Raw genomic sequence first — 19,177 nt, forward strand, 5'->3', positions numbered from 1 at the left:
GGCGCTCAGATCCTGGAGGGAGTCGAAACCGAGGGTGTTGAGCATGGCCTGCTCGTCACCGGCGCGGGGGCCGATGTGGCGGGCGATGAATTCGTTGGCGGTGCTGAGATTAATCGTCATGGCGGGTTCCTCAGGCTTCGGCTTGGGCTTTGATCAGGCGGTCGTAGGCGTCCTGATCCAACAGTTGGCCGACAGCGGCAGCGTCAGTGGGCTTGAAGCGGAAGAACCAGCCTTCGCCCAGCGGATCTTCGTTGACCAGTTCAGGGCTGCTGTCCAGCGCCGGGTTCACTTCCAGCACTTCGCCGTCGAGTGGCATGTACACGCCGCTGGCGGCTTTTACCGATTCCACGGTGGCGGCTTCAGCGCCTTTGTCGTAGGACTGCAGCTCCGGCAGTTGTACGAAAACCACGTCGCCCAGGGCGTTCTGCGCGAAAGCGGTGATGCCGACTGTGACGCTGCCGTCAGCTTCGGTGCGCAGCCATTCGTGATCTTCAGTAAAACGCAACTCGCTCATGGAAACTCCTAAGGGGGCCAGACTCGTCTGGTGGACGCGATTGAATGCTTGGGCAATGCCCTGGTTTATGCAGGGTTACTAAGCAAGAACGCGGCCAATGTTGTTTTATTGTTTTAAATCAACAAGTTGCGATAATTCATGGCGCAACTGAATTTGCAGGCTGTAGCGATATCGCTACAGAGGCGGCAGAAGAAAAAAGCTGAAGTGGATCAAAGCCTTGCGCTGGGCCGTTAGAAGAGGGGTGTAGCGATATCGTTCCGCTGTAGCGCTTTCAGTACAGGTGGAGGTCGTTTTTGGAGTGAAATTTCCGGGCCGGACTCAAACCTGTGGGAGCGGGCTTGCTCGCGAAGGCGGCAGACCAGTCAATTCATCTGTGAATGACACACTGCCTTCGTCGGAACGCCGCCCGGACCAAGCCCGCTCCCACATTTGACCGAGCGGTCAGGGCTTATTAGGAATGCCGTACTTGCGCAGTCGATGGGCGATGGCGGTGTGAGAGGTTTGCAGGCGGTTGGCCAGTTGACGGGTCGAGGGGTAGCTGACGTAGAGCTTTTCCAGCAGGGTTTTCTCGAACTCATCCATGGCCTGCTCCAGGCTGTCGACCTCCTGGTCGCTCTGGCGCGCCACCGAGGTACCGGCGATGTCGAGGTCGCCGATGTCTACCAGGCTGCTTTCGCAAATGGCTGCCGCACGGAAGATCACGTTTTGCAGTTGCCGCACGTTGCCCGGCCAGCGGTTACCCAGCAACGCCGGATAAGTGCCCGGCGCCAGGCGGCAGACCGGGCGCTGGATCTGTGCGCAGGCCTGCTGCATGAAGTAGCGGGCCAGCAGCAGAATGTCCTGGCCCCGTTCACGCAGGGGCGGGACTTCGACATTGAGCACGTTGAGGCGGTAGAACAGGTCTTCGCGGAACAAGCCTTCGCTGACCATTTTTTCCAGGTCGCGGTGGGTGGCGCTGAGGATTCGCACATTGACCTTGACCTCACGATCGCCGCCGACCCGACGGAAGCTGCCATCGTTGAGGAAGCGCAGCAACTTGGCCTGCAAGTAGGGTGACATTTCGCCGATCTCATCGAGAAACACCGTACCCTGGTTGGCCAGTTCCATCAGCCCCGGCTTGCCGCCCCGTTGCGCGCCGGTGAAGGCACCAGGGGCGTAGCCGAACAGTTCGCTTTCGGCGAGGTTCTCCGGCAATGCCGCGCAATTCAAGGCCAAAAATGGTGAGCTGTGCCGTGCACTGATGGCGTGGCAAGCCCGCGCCACCAGTTCCTTGCCGGTGCCGGTTTCGCCCTGGATCAACAGGGGCGCATCGAGTGCCGCCACCCGTTGCGCGCGGACCTTGAGCGTGCGAATCACGGGTGATTCACCGAGCAGCGCATCAAATCCTTCGGCGTGATCGTGGTGCAGGGCCGACAGGCGTTCACCGATGCGGTTGGGTTGATACAGGGTGAGCAGGGCGCCAGCATCGGTGATCGGCGTGGCGTCCAGCAACAACGTCTGGCCGTTGACGGTAATTTCCCGCAGCGGCAGGCGAAAACCCTGTTCGAGCAAGGCATCGAGCAGCGCCGGGTCGGCAAACAGGTCGGCGACACTTTCACCGGCCGGTTCGCGACCATACAGGGCGATCAATGCCGGGTTGGCCAGCAGTATCTTGCCGGCGCTGTCCAGCGCCAGCACCGGGTCGGTCATCGCCGCGAGCAGCGCATCGAGCTGCAGGTGCCGGCGCTGGCCGGGAAGAATATCGACCACGGTCATCGCCTGCACGCCACGCACGCTCAGCAGCGCATCGCGCAGTTCCTCGAGCACTTGCGGACTCAGGGTTGGCGCATCGATGTAGACGTTGGGCGGGACCATTTCCACCGCATCCAGGTTGAGGTTGCGTCCACCGAGCAGGGCCAGGACTTCCTGGGTGATGCCGACTCGATCGATGAAGCTGACGTGGATACGCATGGGGCGGTTTTGGGTTCTGGCGTGCGGAGGGTGGCAAGTATGCCTTGGAGCAGGGGGTAAGGTGAAATCCAACGCAGGACTTCAGGTCAACGGTCATCCCTTGTGGGAGCGAGCAAGCCCGCTCCCACAAAATCAGTGGGTTATTCGAAGTGCTCGGGATTCACCGCGTCGCCGGACTTCATATTCAACTGCTGCCGGATGTCTTCGAACATCAAGTCGTAATGCTTGTGCACCGAGCCGATCTGGCTGTGGGTTTTCGGGATTCCGTACTTCTCGGCAATTCTCGTCACATCCCTGGCAAAGTTGTAGGCCTCTTCCTTGGGCAGGAAGAAGGGCTCTGACATGTCCTTGCCCTGAATGCTGCCATGCATGGTGAACTGGATGCCTTTTTCACCTTTGTCATTCTTGCTGACTTCATAGTCGAGGTGCACGTTGTAGCTGACATCGTCCGGTGTCAGCGCATGACGCTCAATGTGCAAGTGACCTGGCTCAAACTGTGCCATGGGCGTCTCTCCTTACAAGTAGGTAATGCCAGGTGTCGCCGTGCTGATGCGCGTGCCGGCCGTGCCCTGGACGATCGCTTCGATATCCGCGAGTGAGCCGATCACCGCGACCTTTCCAGTATGGCGCGCGAATTCGCAGGCTGCCTGCACTTTCGGTCCCATGGAGCCGGCGGCAAAGCCGAGCTTTTCCATTTCGTCCGGGTGCGCCTGGGAGATGCTCTTCTGGGTCGGTTTGCCGAAGTCGATGAACGCAGCGCTGACGTCGGTGGCGATCACCAGCAGGTCAGCTTCAAGCTGTTCGGCCAGCAGCGCCGAGCACAGGTCCTTGTCGATCACCGCTTCGACGCCTTCAAGCTTGCCGGGTGCGGTGTACATGGTGGGGATGCCGCCACCGCCGGCACAGATCACGATGCTGCCTTTTTCCAGCAGCCACTTGATCGGGCGGATTTCGAAGATGCGCTTGGGTTTGGGGCTGGCGACCACGCGGCGATATTTGTCGCCATCGGGGGCAATCGCCCAGCCTTTTTCAGCGGCGAGTTTTTCGGCTTCGGCCTTGGAGTAGACCGGGCCGATGGGTTTGGTCGGGTTCTGGAAGGCCGGGTCGTTGGCATCGACTTCGACCTGGGTCAGGAGGGTGGCGAAGGGCACTTCGAAGTCCAGCAGATTGCCCAACTCCTGTTCGATAATGTAGCCGATCATGCCTTCGGTTTCGGCGCCGAGCACGTCCAGCGGGTAAGGTGACACCGAGGTGTAGGCCGCCGCTTGCAGCGACAGCAGGCCGACTTGCGGGCCATTGCCATGGGCGATGACCAGTTGGTTGCCGGCATGAATCTTGGCGATCTGCTCGGTGGCGATCCGGATATTGGCGCGCTGGTTGTCCGCGGTCATGGGTTCACCCCGGCGGAGCAGGGCGTTACCGCCCAGAGCAACGACGATACGCATGGTGCATGTCCTTCTAAACAAAGAGTTTGCAAGCAACGCGGTCTCCCGGTTGGAATCGGGCCAGTGTGGGAGCGGGCTTGCTCGCGAATGCGGTTTATCAGGAAACAATGATGTCGACTGACACACCGCTTTCGCGAGCAAGCCCGCTCCCACATTGACCCTGTTCCTTCAGTGGGAGCCGGGTCGGTCTTTAGAGGTCAGCCAAGGTCGACACCAGAATCGCCTTGATCGTGTGCATGCGATTCTCCGCTTGCTCGAAGGCGATGCAGGCCGGCGACTCGAACACGTCATCGGTCACTTCAATGCCGTTCTTCAAGTTTGGGTACTGCTCGGCAATCTGCTTGCCGACCTTGGTGTCGCTGTTGTGGAACGCCGGCAGGCAGTGCATGAACTTGGTGCGCGGGTTGCCGGTGGCTTTCATCAGTTCGGCGTTCACCTGGTACGGCAGCAGTTGCTGGATGCGCTCGGCCCAGGCTTCGACCGGTTCGCCCATGGAGACCCAGACGTCGGTGTGGATGAAGTCCACGCCCTTGACCGCCGCTTTCGGGTCTTCGGTGAGGGTGATGCGCGCACCGCTTTCTTCGCCGTACTTCTTGCAGCGGGCCACCAGGTCGTCCAGCGGCCACAGGGCTTTCGGCGCGCAGATGCGCACGTCCATCCCGAGTTTGGCGCCGATCAGCAGCAGCGAATTACCCATGTTGTTACGCGCATCCCCAAGGTAGGCGTAGCTGATTTCGTGGATCGGTTTGTCGGCGTTTTCACGCATGGTCAGCACGTCGGCGATCATTTGCGTCGGGTGATATTCATCGGTCAGGCCGTTGAACACCGGTACGCCGGCAAACTTGGCCAGCTCCTCGACGATTTCCTGCTTGAAGCCACGGTACTCGATGGCGTCGTACATGCGCCCCAGCACCCGGGCGGTGTCCTTCATGCTTTCCTTGTGGCCGATCTGCGAGGAGTTCGGGTCGATGTAGGTAACGTTGGCACCCTGGTCATAGGCCGCGACTTCGAACGCACAGCGGGTGCGGGTCGAGGTTTTTTCGAAGATCAGCGCGATGTTGTTGCCCTTGAGGTGTTGCTGTTCGGTGCCGGTGTATTTGGCGCGCTTGAGATCGCGTGACAGGTCGAGCAGGTAGCGCAATTCGCGAGGGGTGTGGTGTTCCAGGCTCAGCAGATTGCGGTTATGGATATTGAACGCCATTTTGGATCTCCTAAGGTGTCGGGTATCCCGTTGGCCCGCACGGGTTCGCGCGGGCCAACGCTGATGGGTTAGTAGTCGATCGGATCGCGGATGATCGGGCAGGTCATGCAGTGGCCGCCGCCGCGACCGCGACCGAGTTCGCCGGCGCTGATAGTGATGACCTCCACCCCGGCCTTGCGCAGCAGGGTGTTGGTGTAGGTATTGCGGTCGTAGCCGATGACCACGCCGGGCTCTACGGCGACCACGTTGTTGCCGTCGTCCCATTGCTCGCGTTCGGCGGCGAAGCTGTTACCGCCGGTTTCGACGACGCGCAGGGCCTTGAGGTTGAGGGCCTGGGCCACGGTGTCGAGGAAGTTGGTTTCTTCGCGGCGGATGTCGATGCCACCGGGTTTGCTTTCATCGGGGCGCAGGGTGAAGGCGACGATCTGGTTCACCACTTCCGGGAAGATGGTCACCACATCGCGGTCGCAGAAACTGAACACGGTGTCCAGGTGCATCGCCGCTCGGGATTTCGGCAGGCCGGCGACGATGACTTTCTCCACGGCTTTGTTCTTGAACAGGCTGACTGCCAGTTGGCCGATGGCCTGGCGCGAGGAGCGTTCGCCCATGCCAATCAACACCACGCCGTTGCCAATCGGCATCACGTCGCCGCCTTCAAGGGTTGAGCTGCCGTGGTCCTTGTCCGGGTCGCCGTACCAGATTTCGAATTCGGCGTTGGTGAACTGCGGGTGGAACTTGTAGATGGCGGTGGTCAGCAGGGTTTCCTGGCGACGCGCCGGCCAGTACATCGGGTTGAGCGTGACGCCACCATAGATCCAGCAGGTGGTGTCGCGGGTGAACTGAGTGTTGGGCAGTGGCGGCAGGATGAAGCTGGAATGGCCGAGGAATTCTCGGAACATCTGGATGGTCTTGCCGCCGAAACTGTCCGGCAGGTCATCGGCAGAGACACCGCCAATCAAGAACTCGGCGATGTGTCGCGGCTCCAGGCTGCGCAGCCACGAACTGGTTTCATTGATCAGGCCCAGGCCCACCGAATCGGCGGTGATCTTGCGTTCGAGAATCCAGTCCAGGGCTTCGGGGATGGCGACGATGTCGGTCAACAGGTTGTGCATTTCCAGCACATCGACACCGCGTTCGCGCATTTTGGTGACGAAATCGAAATGGTCGCGCTTGGCCTGGGCCACCCACAACACATCATCGAACAGCAATTCGTCGCAGTTGTTCGGGGTCAGCCGCTGATGGGCCAGGCCGGGGGAGCAAACCATGACTTTGCGTAGTTTGCCGGCTTCGGAATGGACGCCGTACTTAACTTTTTCCGTGGTCATTTCAGTGAACCTCCAGAGGGCAAGACAGTCGTGTTACAGGGTCAGGAAGCCGTCGTAGAGACCGTAGGCCGCCACCAGGGCGCCGACGATCACCAGGGCGAAAATCAGCTTCTCGACGTTGGTGAAAACCGGTTTCTTGAGTTCCAGCTTGGCCTTGGCGAACAGGATCACGCCGGGCGCGTAGAGCAGGGCCGAGAGCAGCAGGTATTTGACGCCCCCGGCGTACAGCAGCCAGACCGCGTAGATCAGCGCCACCGCGCCAATGATCAGATCCTTCTGGCGCTCGCTCGCCGCGCCTTCGTAGGTTTCGCCGCGCACGGCCAACAACAGGGCGTACGCCGCCGACCACAGGTACGGCACCAGGATCATCGAGGTGGCGAGATAGATCAGCGACAGGTAGGTGCTGGCCGAGAAGAGTGTAATGATCAGGAATATCTGCACCATGGCATTGGTCAGCCACAGGGCGTTGACCGGTACCTGGTTGGCGTTTTCCTTGCGCAGGAACGCCGGCATGGTGTGGTCCTTGGCGGCGGCGAACATGATCTCCGCGCACAGCAGCACCCAGGACAGCAGCGCACCGAGCAACGAGATGATCAGGCCGACGCTGATCAGCACCGCCCCCCACTTGCCCACCACGTGTTCCAGCACGGCGGCCATCGAAGGGTTCTGCAGCTTGGCCAGTTCCGGCTGGGTCAGGATGCCCAGCGACAGCACGTTCACCAGCACCAGAATCAGCAGCACGGTGATAAAGCCGATCACCGTGGCCTTACCCACATCGCTGCGTTTTTCCGCACGTGCCGAGAAAATGCTCGCGCCTTCGATGCCGATGAACACCCACACGGTGACCAGCATCATGTTGCGCACCTGGTTCATCACGCTGCCCAGGTCCGGGTTCTTCAGGCCCCAGATGTCGGCGGTGAAGATCTCCAGCTTGAAGGCGAAAATCGCGATCAGCACAAACAGGATCAACGGTACGATCTTGGCGACCGTGGTCACCAGGTTGATGAACGCCGCTTCCTTGATCCCCCGCAGCACGAGCATATGCACGGCCCACAGCAACACGGACGCGCCGACCACGGCGGCGACGGTGTTGCCCTCGCCAAACACCGGGAAGAAGTAGCCCAGGGTGCTGAACAACAGCACGAAGTAGCCAACGTTGCCCAGCCAGGCACTGATCCAGTAACCCCAGGCTGACGAGAAACCCATGTAGTCGCCGAAACCGGCCTTGGCGTAGGCGTACACCCCGCCGTCCAGGTCAGGTTTGCGGTTGGCCAGCGTCTGGAACACAAAGGCGAGGGTGAGCATGCCGACAGCGGTAATCGCCCAGCCAATCAGGATGGCGCCGACGTCAGCACTGGCCGCCATGTTCTGTGGCAAGGAAAAGATACCGCCACCAATCATCGAACCGACGACCAACGCAACCAGTGCGCCAAGTTTCAGTTTTCCGGGGGCTTCAGACATTGCATGACTCCATTGCAGGAGAAGTGAGACAACAGACTAAGTGCGTCGACCTTGCAGTCAGATGACTTAGATCAGAGAAAGTCTTCATTCCATTTTTAATAACTGAATAATTGACTTGCACATGGCTACTGCCGGCAATGCGCGTTTCAGACGCCTCGTTGAGATTGTTGGAAATTTTTCGCATTCCTTGCGATTTATGAAGCTAGTTCGTTTTTACCAATCCGCAAATTTTCCTCAAGTCTTGTCAGAATGGAAATGGCTTATAAGCTAACTTGTATAAAGCGAATGATTATATGCATTGCATTTCGTTACATTTCGCAACAAAGGGCGTTGGTTGGCGCTATCGAATAAACGTCATTACGCTTCATTCATTAAAGTAATGCAGGTTTTTGTGACGATCTCGCGGCGACTGCCGCCCCTGGGAACGGAGACGCAGCCAATGTCGCAATCCACGCAAAAGCTTCGCCTGAGCGCATTGATCGCGTTGGTGGTGGGGTCGATGATTGGCGGAGGAATCTTTTCCCTGCCGCAGAACATGGCGGCCAAGGCCGACGCCGGTGCGATATTGATTGGCTGGGGAATTACTGCCATCGGCATGCTGACCCTGGCCTTCGTGTTCCAGACCCTGGCCAATCGCAAGCCGGAACTGGACTCAGGAGTGTACGCCTACGCCAAGGCCGGTTTTGGCGACTACATGGGCTTCTCATCCGCCTGGGGCTACTGGATCAGCGCCTGGCTCGGTAACGTCGGGTACTTCGTATTGCTGTTCAGCACCCTGGGGTTTTTCTTCCCGGTGTTCGGCGAAGGCAACACCCCGATCGCCATCGCCTGTGCCTCGGTGCTGCTGTGGACGGTGCATTTCGTGGTGCTGCGCGGGATCAAGGAGGCAGCCTTTATTAACCTGCTGACGACGGTGGCGAAGATTGTGCCGCTGATCATGTTCATCGTCATCGCCGCCGTGGCTTTTCAAGCTGACGTCTTTACCCGTGACATCTGGGGGCGCAGCAACCCGAGTTTCGGCAGCGTGATGGACCAGGTGCGCAACATGATGCTGGTCACGGTGTTCGTGTTCATCGGCATTGAGGGCGCCAGCGTCTATTCCGCGCGGGCCGAGAAACGTGCCGACGTGGGCCGGGCCACGGTCATCGGATTTCTCGGGGTGCTGGCGTTGCTGGTGCTGGTCAACGTGCTGTCGCTGGGCATCCTGAGCCAGCCGGAACTGGCCACCTTGCAGAACCCGTCGCTGGCCGCGGTGCTCGAGCACATCGTCGGCCCCTGGGGCGCATTGCTGATCAGCGTCGGCCTGGGGATTTCACTGCTGGGAGCCTTGCTGTCCTGGGCGCTGCTGTGCGCCGAAATCCTCTTTGCCACCGCCAAGGACAAGACCATGCCGGCGTTCCTGACCAAGGAGAACGCCAACCACGTGCCGGTCAATGCGCTGTGGATGACCAATGTGATGATCCAGCTGTTTTTGCTGATCACGCTGTTCTCCGCCGGCACCTACACCAGCCTGATCTACCTCGCTTCATCGATGATCCTGGTGCCCTACCTGTGGTCGGCGGCTTATGCCGTGTTGTTGAGCGGACGCGGTGAAACCTACGAGCACGCCTCCGCCGAGCGGACCAAAGACCTGCTGATCGGCGGCGTCGCCCTGTGCTACGCGGTGTGGCTGCTGTATGCCGGTGGCTTGAAATACCTGCTGCTCTCCGCCTTGCTCTATGCGCCGGGCGTGATCCTGTTCGCCAAGGCCAGGCGCGAACAGGGCAAGCCAGTGTTCACCACCCTCGAGAAGGGCATCTTTACCTGCGTCATCAGCGGAGCCGGCTTGGCCGCGTATGCGCTGTACAGCGGGGTGCTGCGGCTGTGAAGCGGCTACTGGCATTCCAGCCGCCCTACGACTGGCCGGCGATGCTGGGGTTTCTGTCGGCACGGGCGATTACCGGAATCGAAGCAGTGGTCGACGGCGTTTACTCGCGCAGCATCGGCTTGAACGGACTTCACGGCACACTCTCCATCAAGCCTGCGACCGCAGACTCACTGGAACTGACCCTCGACTTCCCCGATGCGAACGCAGTACCCGAGATCGTCGCCAGATTGCGGCGGATGTTTGACCTGGACGCCGACCTGGTGACCATGCAACGTCACCTGGCGGCCGATCCCTTGCTGGCACGCCTGATCGCACAGCGTCCGGGACTGCGCGTACCAGGGACGTGGGACGGTCTGGAACTGGCGATCCGCGCCGTGTTGGGGCAGCAGATCAGCGTAGGCGCGGCCATCAAACTGGCCGGCAAACTGGTGGCGCAATACGGCGCGCCACTGACCTCGCCGCACGACGGTTTGACCCACGTGTTTCCTGAGGCGGCGGTGTTGGCGGCGGCGGACCTTGCGACCTTGGGCATGCCGAAAAGCCGGGGCCGTACGCTGTCGGGTGTGGCTCAGGCCTTGCTCGATGATCCTCTATTGTTTGAGCCTGGTCGGCAGGGCGGAGTGAAGCGGTTGCTGGGATTGTATGGGGTTGGTGACTGGACGGCGCAGTACATTGCCCTGCGGCAATTACGGGAGATGGATGGGTTGCCGAATGGGGATGTGGGACTGATCAATGCGTTGGCGGCATTGGAGGGTGGGGCGGTGACGGCTCGGGAGTTGTTGGCGCGGGCTGAGGGGTGGCGGCCGTATCGGGGGTATGCGGCGCAGTTGTTGTGGACTTCGTTGAGTCGAGCGGATTGAGTGAGCTGGTTGAACAGATCATTTTCGCCTATCTCCATTTTCGTCGGCTTTTTCTGCATGGCTTGTGGGATCTTTCCTGATTTTCTAGACCATCTTGAGTTTCCTCTTTGTCCACGTACTTTGCGTTAAGCCACTCATCCTGAGTCGGCTTATCGATCGTGAACAGTGGTGCGCTTTCCATAAATGGGGCGCCAGCAGAGAGGGAGATCAGCAATGGCCAAAGGACATTTCATTCGCCTGGGTGACGAGACCACTTGCGGCGGCAAGGTTTTGGAAGCCGATACACGCGTCATGATGTTTGGTATCGCCCATGCGCGTGAAGGCGACCGCGTTTCCTGCGGGAAAAACGATGAAACCTACACCATCGTGGGAGGCGTCTCTTACATCAACAGTCATGGCAGGATCGTGGCGGGCTCGCTGGACAGCTACAGCACCTGCCCTTGCAGAGCCAGGTTGATCCCGTCGGTTTTTACTGCCACTTATGAGTCGCGTAGCAGTGCTGCGCCCCAGACCACAAGGGCCGTGGCCCAACCCACCACACCTCTCGCCAGCAATCCGGCAGCGCCACGGCCAGCCGGTTTCGCGTCTGCGTCGAGCACTTCCAAGCCAGTGCCCCTGGGCACTACAGCAGCCCAGGAACCGGGCTTCTACATCGTGCCGAAAAGCACCACCCGTGAGCAGATTGAAGCCTCCTTGTTCACCGTGCGTGACCCGGCGGTGATGGGCAAATTCAAGTTGCTCAATCCTAACCTGCGCGACGTCAAAGCCGGCTCGATGGTCGTGCTGAGCGACCCCCAAAATTACCAATGCACCCGTGAAGAAGCCCTGCTCATGGATGTGGCAGCCAAGACCAACCAGATCATTGAAACGCTTAGCCCTGAAGAAGCGGATTTCATGGTGCAACACCGTGATGTCATCCAGACCTTCCTGACCTATGGCTCGAACGCTATCGGCATTGGCGCGAGCGTTTTCAAGAACAACCTGGATAACGTAGGCAATGCCTTGAGTGATATCGAAGCGTTGCAACGGAATACGCTTCAAAGAGATGGGCACCTGCGCTCGCCAGCGTTCTTTGCAGAGCGCCAGCGTCTGCTCGCACAGCTGAACAGCCATATGACGGCGCTGACCCGCAAGGGCATTGGATTCCCTGACCATATCAACTTGAAAAAAATGTTGGGTATCTCCAGCCAAAGCCTGGTCCACCACTGGACCAATGCCAGTCCCGGGGGGCAAATACCGGGTCATGCGACCCATCTTGAAGGTGTGGCGAAGGCTTCTAAATACGTCAAATACGGCGGTTGGGTCGGGACGGTCGTCGGCGGAGGAGCATCTGCCATGAAGGTGCAGGATGTGTGTAAGGCGGGAAATACCGAGGCTTGCGAGCGAATCAGGTTTACTGAAACAGGGGCCTTTGCCGGGGGGATCGGCGGTGGTGTAGCCGCAGGCGCGATATTGTCGGCCCCCGTTGTCGGTGCACTCTGCATTGGGTTGGGGGTGCCTACAGGCGGGCTAGGTACTTTGGCATGCAGTATCGTCGTGGTTGCCGTCGGTTCTTATGCCGGTGGCGTATATGGCGGAAAGGGCGGTGAGATAGTCGGGGAGGTTATATACGAGTATGCGAGATGACGACGGCCGAATTAATTGTAGGTGGTTTGTGTGGGGTGGTCCTTCTTGGTATCTATGTTTGGATTGGGATTGCACTATACCTTGGATACACAAAGGGTGAAGAGTTATCGGAGTATTTCAAAAACAGCTCGTCGCTGATTACTGTCGATACGCACAAACATACAGGCCCTTTTGGGAAGTTGCAGTTGGTCGGTGGCATTGCCAGTGTTGTCACGTTCCCTCGATTTTTTGTAAAGCGTGGTCTGGCCTGTGCTGAAGATATAGAAAAATTTCCTCTTCAATTTAGGCGGAAATTAATTATTTTGCAATGGAGTGTAATAGGGTTGCTTGCAGCTTTGGTGTTTCTGGTTTCATTATGGGAGTCAGGAGTGCTCAAGTGATGTGACGGTGGATTTTGGTTGTGTGTGGTCGGTAGCTGGCTGGCTTAAGGCTAGCCAGTTCCGATAACTAAACTGCAAGCTCAGAAACTTAGGTATGTTGATTTGTAGTGGCAAGTGGATGCTTGGCTGTAGGGTTTGCCCTCGGCAAGACGGGTAAAAAAATTCGGCGAAATAATCTACGAGACCCTGAAATGAGCGTGAGTGTCGCGCACAAGATATTTCTGTGTATCAGCATTATTGGTTTTGGCGGTCTTTTCATTTTCCTTGGCGTTGCGTTGCATTTGGCCTACACCAGAATGGATGTGATGCTGGATCACTTGAAAAACTGCCCATCTATTATGGTTAGGGCTCCATTTAAGAATGGGGGGCTTGGGGAAGGTTATTTATTCTGGCTGCAATCATGGGCGTTGTGACTATGCCTGATATTTACCTTCGTGATGGTGGGGCCAATGCTAATGACCTGGAAAGCTTTCCTCGAGGCCTCAGGCGCAAACTAATTGTTTTGCATTGGAGTGGGGTATTTTTTATTGTTGTATTACTTTGGCTTTTTGCAGTAAACGCACTGGGCTTCGTTTAGCGATGTTTGGAATAAAGTTCTAGGATGGATTTAAGCTCAATGCAGAAAAGAGAGTAGAGAAGGGCGGGTTATTTTGTTGAAAATAAATCTGTCCCCTCTGTCCTGTTCATCAGAACCGTAGAGATGTTCTGCATCCGGAATTCGACGGAGCCTTTGGTGCGGGTGGGTAAGGCTGTTTCGCGTAGAGCCAGATTCACTTTAGTCTTCACGAATTTTTGCCCGCTTAGCTCTAGCGCGAGCATCTTCAGATAGGCATCTACCGCGGCCTTGATCTCAGAAACGCTCCAGTCGCCGTCTTTTATCTTTTCGCTCATACAATCGCCGAGAGTTGAAAACCCTCGGACGATACTGAGTGGCCACTACGACTGTCTACGAAATTTCCTACAAGAAATAGCGACAGATCTTGAAGAGGATCCTACAAGCGCGTCATCGAATGCTTCGACGACCGAAACACCTGCACGACTCTCCGCCACCAAGGCCTAGCGACAGGCGCTCTCCGCTGCGTGTGATCATGCAGTAGGTAAGGCATATCGCGCAGCCGAATCCAACCTTCATCTTGCCAACACAACAGACTTAAGGACATCTCCGGCCAATCCAACAAACTCAACATCGGCCGATCCGAGTTCTTCGGTTGATCAGCATCTCGTAAAGCCGGTACGACCTGATGGGTTAGCCATTCACGCAACAACCGATTTCCGGGTGCGTAGTGATACACCAACAGTGCATACACGCCGGACTCACTGAGCATCAGTTGTTTTTTCGGTTGTCGGTAATACTCAATCCACAACGCGCGATGCTGGTCTTTGTCCAGTTTGTTGAGCATGCGCTCACTCAAGTGAAAACCCATCAATCGACCGACATCGTGGGCACAAAACCATGGTTGGTTTTCAAGGAGGAGGGCGTGGAGTGGGAGGTTATGGCGGTGGAAGACTGTCGAACTGAGAGGATCGGTCATTACCGATCGGTGTGGAGTTTGTGCAGGCATTTCCATTACCTCTACGTTTGAATTTGAAGAGGGCCGGAGCCCAACGTAGAGGACCTAAGAATCCCAACGAAGCTGTTTGCCCACACACGAATGCGCTTACTTGCTGGTAGCAGCATGCGTTCTGTGTGTGAGGTTAGCTTCTACGTTGGGCGTTTCTTAGGCACCTGCAGCAGAGATTAGAATGGCTTTGAATGGTCATCAATGCGGATGCAGCTGGAAATGCTGTAGGGGTTTTCCTGCTGTCAAAAAAAGCCCCGATCAGATCGGGGCTTTTAGATGTTCGATTTAGCGATTCAAATCGCTGAATCGTGGCTTGCCAAGGAATCAATCCCAGCTAAGCGCACCACCGGTTTGGTATTCGATTACGCGAGTCTCAAAGAAATTCTTCTCTTTCTTCAAGTCCATGATCTCGCTCATCCAAGGGAACGGGTTCGTAGTCCCTGGGTACTCTTCCTTCAAACCGATCTGCGACAGGCGACGGTTAGCGATGAACTTGAGGTAGTCCTCCATCATCGCTGCGTTCATGCCCAGCACGCCACGAGGCATGGTGTCACGAGCGTATTCGATCTCAAGCTGAGTACCTTGCAGAATCATCTGCGAAGCTTCTTCCTTCATTTCAGCATCCCACAAATGTGGGTTTTCGATTTTGATCTGGTTGATCACGTCGATGCCGAAGTTCAGGTGCATGGATTCGTCGCGCAGGATGTACTGGAACTGCTCGGCGACGCCGGTCATTTTGTTGCGGCGGCCCATGGAGAGGATCTGGGTGAAGCCGCAGTAGAAGAAGATGCCTTCCAGGACGCAGTAGTAGGCGATCAGGTTGCGCAGCAGCTCTTTGTCGGTTTCGACGGTGCCGGTTTCGAACTTTGGATCGGAGATCGAACGGGTGTACTTCAGGCCCCAAGTGGCTTTTTTCGCGACCGATGGGATCTCGTGGTACATGTTGAAGATCTCGCCTTCATCCATGGCCAGCGATTCGATGCAGTACTGGTAGGCGTGGGTGTGGATCGCCTCTTCAAAGGCCTGGCGCAGGATGTACTGGCGGCATTCCGGGTTGGTGATCAGGCGGTACACGGCCAGCACCAGGTTGTTGGCAACCAGGGAGTCGGCGGTGGAGAAGAAGCCGAGGTTGCGCATCACGATGCGGCGCTCGTCGTCGGTCAGGCCTTCCGGGTTTTTCCAGAGGGCGATGTCGGCGGTCATGTTGACTTCTTGCGGCATCCAGTGGTTCGCGCAGCCGTCCAGGTACTTCTGCCAGGCCCAGTCGTACTTGAAAGGTACGAGTTGGTTGAGGTCGGCACGGCAGTTGATCATGCGCTTTTCATCGACAGCGACACGGGCGGAGGCGCCTTCGAGTTCGGCGAGGCCTTCGGCGACGTCGAGCGAGTCCAGGGCGGCTTTGGCGCGGGCAACGGCGGCAGAGTCAGCGGCGGTCACGGCGCGCGCTTCAAGGGCGGCGGCACCGCCGGCGCTGTCGAGACGGTCCATGTTGGCTTCGGTGGCGTGGCCAGCGTTGGCGCTCTTGACTGCTACTTCCGTGTCTTCTTTGTCGAATTCGTCCCAGCTCAGCATGACGTGTCGTCTCCTGCGTGAGGGCCAGTGTGCCCGTGTGAAAATGATGGGTTGGTTTTTCACACGGCGGTGCTGGCCGCGTTGGATAGCGTTTTTTGCAGCGGTACACGCAGGCAATAAACATAAATTTTGTACGGGGTTCCGAGAGCCACTGATGGGCGCAATCGGCATCGAATGCCGTTGCGGGGCTTCAGACTGGCTTTTCATCCCTGTAAGGGGATATTGCAGGCCCGTTTAAGGCCGCATTATAGGGAAATTTTCACGGTCGTGGTGGGGCGAATCCGCGCATGGAGCGGTAGAAAGGGCGGGTTTTTCGGTCGGAGCGAGGGTTTACAGGGCTTTGGCGGGTGAAGATTTTTTTTCGCGCAAATGGCGGGGAATCGGTTTTGCTCAAAAAGTAAGCAGAAAAGCGCCTTTTTTACTACATCTTGTGTTTGTGGGCGATTTTTGACCAGTTAAGACACAACTGAGCCCGGCGCGAGCCGGGCTGGAATCGACCTCCAGCTAAGCGCTGAAGCGGCCGGATTCGGCGCAGTCAGATCAGCCGCTGGAGCAGCCGTTACCCATGACGCTGTAGCGCAGGATATGGCGCTGGCCTTTGGAGTCGTCATATTCCATTTTCATCGGCACAACTTCACACACATTGGGGACTTCGCTCATGGAAATAACTTTGGCGATGTCCAGGTCCATCGAATAAGTGTAATCCTCGATAGCTGGTTGTTGCTGCGCGACATCAGTCTGGGCCTCGTCTGCCATGGCGGTTGCGCACAGACTGCTGAGGGCCAGAACCAATAAAGCTTTCATCTAGTGTTTACCTTTTTCAAGTCGAGTGGGGTCACGCAACCTTTTTGGGGTTGCGTGTGGATCGGACTACTTGGGTTTGGGTTAACTGCCTTCGTGGGGGCTGTAACTTGGTTAACTCAGTTTGCCGGGTTGGCGGAGCGAATTTTAGGCGTGGGGGTGGCATTCATATAGGCGTGGTTTTGATAAACACCTTTGGCGGATTTTGTAACAATCCCCGGGCACCCTCTGTAGGAGCGAGCTTGCTCCGGGCGGCGTTCCGACGATGATCGTTAACAATAACGCGCTGTGTCTGATGCCCCTTGGTGTTCTCGGGTTTTTCGCGAGCAGGCTCGCTCCCACAGGGGGGTGTGTGGGATGCGTGCGGGTATCAGGACATTTCGTGTGGGCTTGTTACTACCATCGTCGAATGGTTCTATAGGCCCCGCCCGGGCTACAACAGGGTCATACAAAAACAACTATTCCACCGAGGTAAGAAAGATGAGTGCGGCTTCCCTGTATCCCGTTCGTCCCGAGGTTCTGGCCAACACGCTGACTGACGAGGCGACCTACAAGGCCATGTACCAGCAGTCGGTCGTCAACCCGGACGGCTTCTGGCGCGAACAGGCCAAGCGCCTCGACTGGATCAAGCCTTTCACCACGGTGAAACAGACGTCCTTCGACGATCACCACGTCGACATCAAGTGGTTCGCCGACGGCACCCTCAACGTTTCCTACAACTGCCTGGACCGTCATCTGGCCGAGCGCGGCGATCAGGTCGCGATCATCTGGGAGGGCGATGACCCTGCCGAAAGCCGCAACATCACCTACCGCGAACTGCACGAACAGGTCTGCAAGTTCGCCAACGCCCTGCGTGGCCAGGACGTGCACCGCGGCGACGTGGTGACTATCTATATGCCGATGATCCCCGAAGCCGTGGTCGCCATGCTGGCCTGTACCCGGATCGGCGCGATTCACTCGGTGGTGTTCGGCGGTTTCTCGCCGGAGGCCCTGGCCGGTCGCATCATCGACTGCAAGTCGAAAGTGGTAATCACCGCCGACGAAGGCATTCGTGCCGGCAAGAAGATCCCGCTCAAGGCCAACGTCGACGACGCCCTGACCAACCCGGAAACCAGCAGCATCCAGAAAGTCATCGTGTGCCAGCGTACCGGTGGCAACATCAAGTGGAACCAGCACCGGGACATCTGGTACGAAGACCTGATGAAAGTGGCGGGCACTGTTTGCGCGCCTAAAGAGATGGGCGCCGAAGAAGCGCTGTTCATCCTCTACACCTCCGGATCCACCGGTAAGCCCAAGGGCGTGCAGCACACCACCGGCGGTTACCTGTTGTACGCGGCCATGACCCACGAGCGCGTGTTCGACTACCGTCCGGGCGAAGTCTACTGGTGCACCGCCGACGTCGGCTGGGTCACCGGCCACACCTACATCGTCTATGGCCCGCTGGCCAACGGCGCGACCACGCTGCTGTTCGAAGGCGTACCGAACTATCCGGACATCACCCGGGTGGCGAAGATCGTCGACAAGCACAAGGTCAATATCCTCTACACCGCCCCGACCGCCATTCGCGCCATGATGGCTGCGGGTACGGCCGCCGTAGAAGGTGCCGATGGCAGCAGCCTGCGCCTGTTGGGTTCGGTGGGTGAGCCGATCAACCCGGAAGCCTGGGACTGGTACTACAAGAATGTCGGTCAATCCCGTTGCCCGATCGTCGACACCTGGTGGCAGACCGAAACCGGCGCGACCCTGATGAGCCCGCTGCCGGGTGCTCATGGCCTGAAACCGGGTTCCGCGGCGCGTCCGTTCTTCGGCGTAGTGCCGGCACTGGTGGACAACCTGGGCAATATCATCGAAGGCGAGGCCGAGGGTAACCTGGTGATTCTCGATTCGTGGCCAGGCCAGGCGCGTACGCTGTACGGCGATCACGACCGTTTCGTCGACACCTACTTCAAGACCTTCCGTGGCATGTACTTCACCGGTGACGGCGCCCGTCGTGATGCCGATGGTTACTACTGGATCACCGGTCGCGTCGACGACGTGCTCAACGTGTCCGGTCACCGCATGGGCACCGCCGAGATCGAAAGCGCGATGGTCGCCCACCCGAAAGTCGCCGAAGCGGCGGTGGTTGGTGTGCCGCACGACATCAAGGGGCAAGGCATCTATGTCTATGTCACCTTGAAAAATGGTGAGGAGCCGAGCGAGCAGCTGCGCCTGGAGCTGAAAAACTGGGTGCGCAAGGAGATCGGCCCGATTGCTTCACCGGATGTGATCCAGTGGGCGCCGGGGCTGCCGAAGACTCGTTCGGGCAAGATCATGCGCCGGATCCTGCGCAAGATTGCCACGGCTGAGTACGATGGGCTGGGGGATATTTCCACCCTGGCCGACCCGGGTGTGGTGCAGCATTTGATTGATACGCACCGGACCATGAATGTTGCTTAAGTAGCGTTCAGCGTCATTGAAGCCCTGCCAGGTGTTGAGCCTGGTGGGGCTTTTTGTTGGCTGAGGGTTTTGTGTTGGCAGTGCTGGCCTCTTCGCGGGCAAGCCCGCTCCTACAGGGGGCTATGGAGGGGGGCGCGATCTGTGTCACACCATGGAAACCTGTGGGAGCGGGCTTAC

Annotated in this window: 17 protein-coding genes and 1 pseudogene; 6 read left to right on the plus strand and 12 right to left on the minus strand. The window is 58.1% G+C overall.

Annotation, left to right across the window (positions count from 1 at the left end; translation table 11 throughout):
• From NQL71_RS36915 to arcD (NQL71_RS28725), 8 genes are all read right to left on the minus strand, one after another.
• The coding region (locus NQL71_RS36915; RefSeq protein WP_425520694.1) for a hypothetical protein at window positions 1-120 on the minus strand (120 nt) is incomplete at its 3' end.
• A gap of 10 nt (window positions 121-130) precedes the next feature.
• Window positions 131-514 (minus strand): glycine cleavage system protein GcvH, encoded by a 384-nt coding sequence (gene gcvH / locus NQL71_RS28695; RefSeq protein WP_274643724.1) that lies wholly within the window; start codon window positions 512-514, stop codon window positions 131-133.
• 441 nt (window positions 515-955) lie between these two features.
• A complete protein-coding gene (gcsR, locus tag NQL71_RS28700) occupies window positions 956-2,464 on the minus strand; it encodes a transcriptional regulator GcsR (RefSeq protein ID WP_274643725.1) in 1,509 nt (502 codons plus the stop codon).
• 140 nt (window positions 2,465-2,604) lie between these two features.
• Complete coding sequence (locus tag NQL71_RS28705; protein WP_046819592.1) at window positions 2,605-2,967, minus strand: DUF5064 family protein; 363 nt, start codon at window positions 2,965-2,967, stop codon at window positions 2,605-2,607.
• A 12-nt stretch (window positions 2,968-2,979) separates the two neighbouring features.
• On the minus strand, window positions 2,980-3,909 hold the full coding sequence (gene arcC, locus NQL71_RS28710; protein ID WP_046819593.1) for a carbamate kinase: 930 nt from the start codon (window positions 3,907-3,909) through the stop codon (window positions 2,980-2,982).
• A gap of 190 nt (window positions 3,910-4,099) precedes the next feature.
• Window positions 4,100-5,110: an ornithine carbamoyltransferase gene (locus NQL71_RS28715; RefSeq protein WP_046819594.1), complete on the minus strand. Its 1,011-nt coding sequence runs from the start codon at window positions 5,108-5,110 to the stop codon at window positions 4,100-4,102.
• A 68-nt stretch (window positions 5,111-5,178) separates the two neighbouring features.
• Window positions 5,179-6,435 carry an arginine deiminase gene (gene arcA, locus NQL71_RS28720; protein ID WP_046819595.1) on the minus strand — a complete coding sequence of 419 codons (1,257 nt, stop codon included), beginning with the start codon at window positions 6,433-6,435 and terminating at the stop codon, window positions 5,179-5,181.
• Window positions 6,436-6,468: 33 nt separating this feature from the next.
• Window positions 6,469-7,896, minus strand: a complete 1,428-nt coding sequence (gene arcD / locus NQL71_RS28725; protein ID WP_077185293.1) for an arginine-ornithine antiporter — start codon at window positions 7,894-7,896, stop codon at window positions 6,469-6,471.
• A 439-nt stretch (window positions 7,897-8,335) separates the two neighbouring features.
• On the opposite strand from arcD (NQL71_RS28725), the gene arcD (NQL71_RS28730) reads away from it, so the two are divergent.
• The 5 genes from arcD (NQL71_RS28730) to NQL71_RS28750 all read left to right on the plus strand — a co-directional run bounded on the left by arcD (NQL71_RS28730) (window position 8,336) and on the right by NQL71_RS28750 (window position 13,042).
• On the plus strand, window positions 8,336-9,763 hold the full coding sequence (gene arcD / locus NQL71_RS28730) for an arginine-ornithine antiporter (RefSeq protein WP_046819597.1): 1,428 nt from the start codon (window positions 8,336-8,338) through the stop codon (window positions 9,761-9,763).
• Entirely contained in the window at window positions 9,760-10,623 is an 864-nt protein-coding gene (locus NQL71_RS28735) for a DNA-3-methyladenine glycosylase family protein (RefSeq protein WP_274643726.1), read from the plus strand. The genes arcD (NQL71_RS28730) and NQL71_RS28735 overlap by 4 nt, the downstream gene beginning before the upstream one ends.
• A gap of 213 nt (window positions 10,624-10,836) precedes the next feature.
• Window positions 10,837-12,249 carry a PAAR domain-containing protein gene (locus NQL71_RS28740; RefSeq protein ID WP_274643727.1) on the plus strand — a complete coding sequence of 471 codons (1,413 nt, stop codon included), beginning with the start codon at window positions 10,837-10,839 and terminating at the stop codon, window positions 12,247-12,249.
• Window positions 12,246-12,629: a hypothetical protein gene (locus NQL71_RS28745; protein WP_274643728.1), complete on the plus strand. Its 384-nt coding sequence runs from the start codon at window positions 12,246-12,248 to the stop codon at window positions 12,627-12,629. The genes NQL71_RS28740 and NQL71_RS28745 overlap by 4 nt, the downstream gene beginning before the upstream one ends.
• A gap of 191 nt (window positions 12,630-12,820) precedes the next feature.
• Window positions 12,821-13,042 (plus strand): hypothetical protein, encoded by a 222-nt coding sequence (locus NQL71_RS28750; protein ID WP_274643729.1) that lies wholly within the window; start codon window positions 12,821-12,823, stop codon window positions 13,040-13,042.
• 271 nt (window positions 13,043-13,313) lie between these two features.
• Here NQL71_RS28750 and NQL71_RS28755 read toward each other — a convergent pair.
• From NQL71_RS28755 to NQL71_RS28770, 4 genes and pseudogenes are all read right to left on the minus strand, one after another.
• Window positions 13,314-13,520, minus strand: a pseudogene (locus NQL71_RS28755) (HNH endonuclease); the annotation flags it as partial.
• A gap of 101 nt (window positions 13,521-13,621) precedes the next feature.
• On the minus strand, window positions 13,622-14,161 hold the full coding sequence (locus NQL71_RS28760; protein WP_046819604.1) for a BRO-N domain-containing protein: 540 nt from the start codon (window positions 14,159-14,161) through the stop codon (window positions 13,622-13,624).
• A 354-nt stretch (window positions 14,162-14,515) separates the two neighbouring features.
• Window positions 14,516-15,763, minus strand: a complete 1,248-nt coding sequence (locus tag NQL71_RS28765; protein WP_007978181.1) for a ribonucleotide-diphosphate reductase subunit beta — start codon at window positions 15,761-15,763, stop codon at window positions 14,516-14,518.
• Between the two features lie 540 nt (window positions 15,764-16,303).
• A complete protein-coding gene (locus NQL71_RS28770) occupies window positions 16,304-16,567 on the minus strand; it encodes a DUF2790 domain-containing protein (protein WP_046819605.1) in 264 nt (87 codons plus the stop codon).
• A 477-nt stretch (window positions 16,568-17,044) separates the two neighbouring features.
• On the opposite strand from NQL71_RS28770, the gene acs reads away from it, so the two are divergent.
• Entirely contained in the window at window positions 17,045-19,000 is a 1,956-nt protein-coding gene (acs, locus tag NQL71_RS28775; RefSeq protein WP_046819606.1) for an acetate--CoA ligase, read from the plus strand.
• Window positions 19,001-19,177: the final 177 nt, after the last annotated feature.

Source organism: Pseudomonas serbica (assembly GCF_028823535.1).
Lineage (GTDB): Bacteria > Pseudomonadota > Gammaproteobacteria > Pseudomonadales > Pseudomonadaceae > Aquipseudomonas > Aquipseudomonas serbica.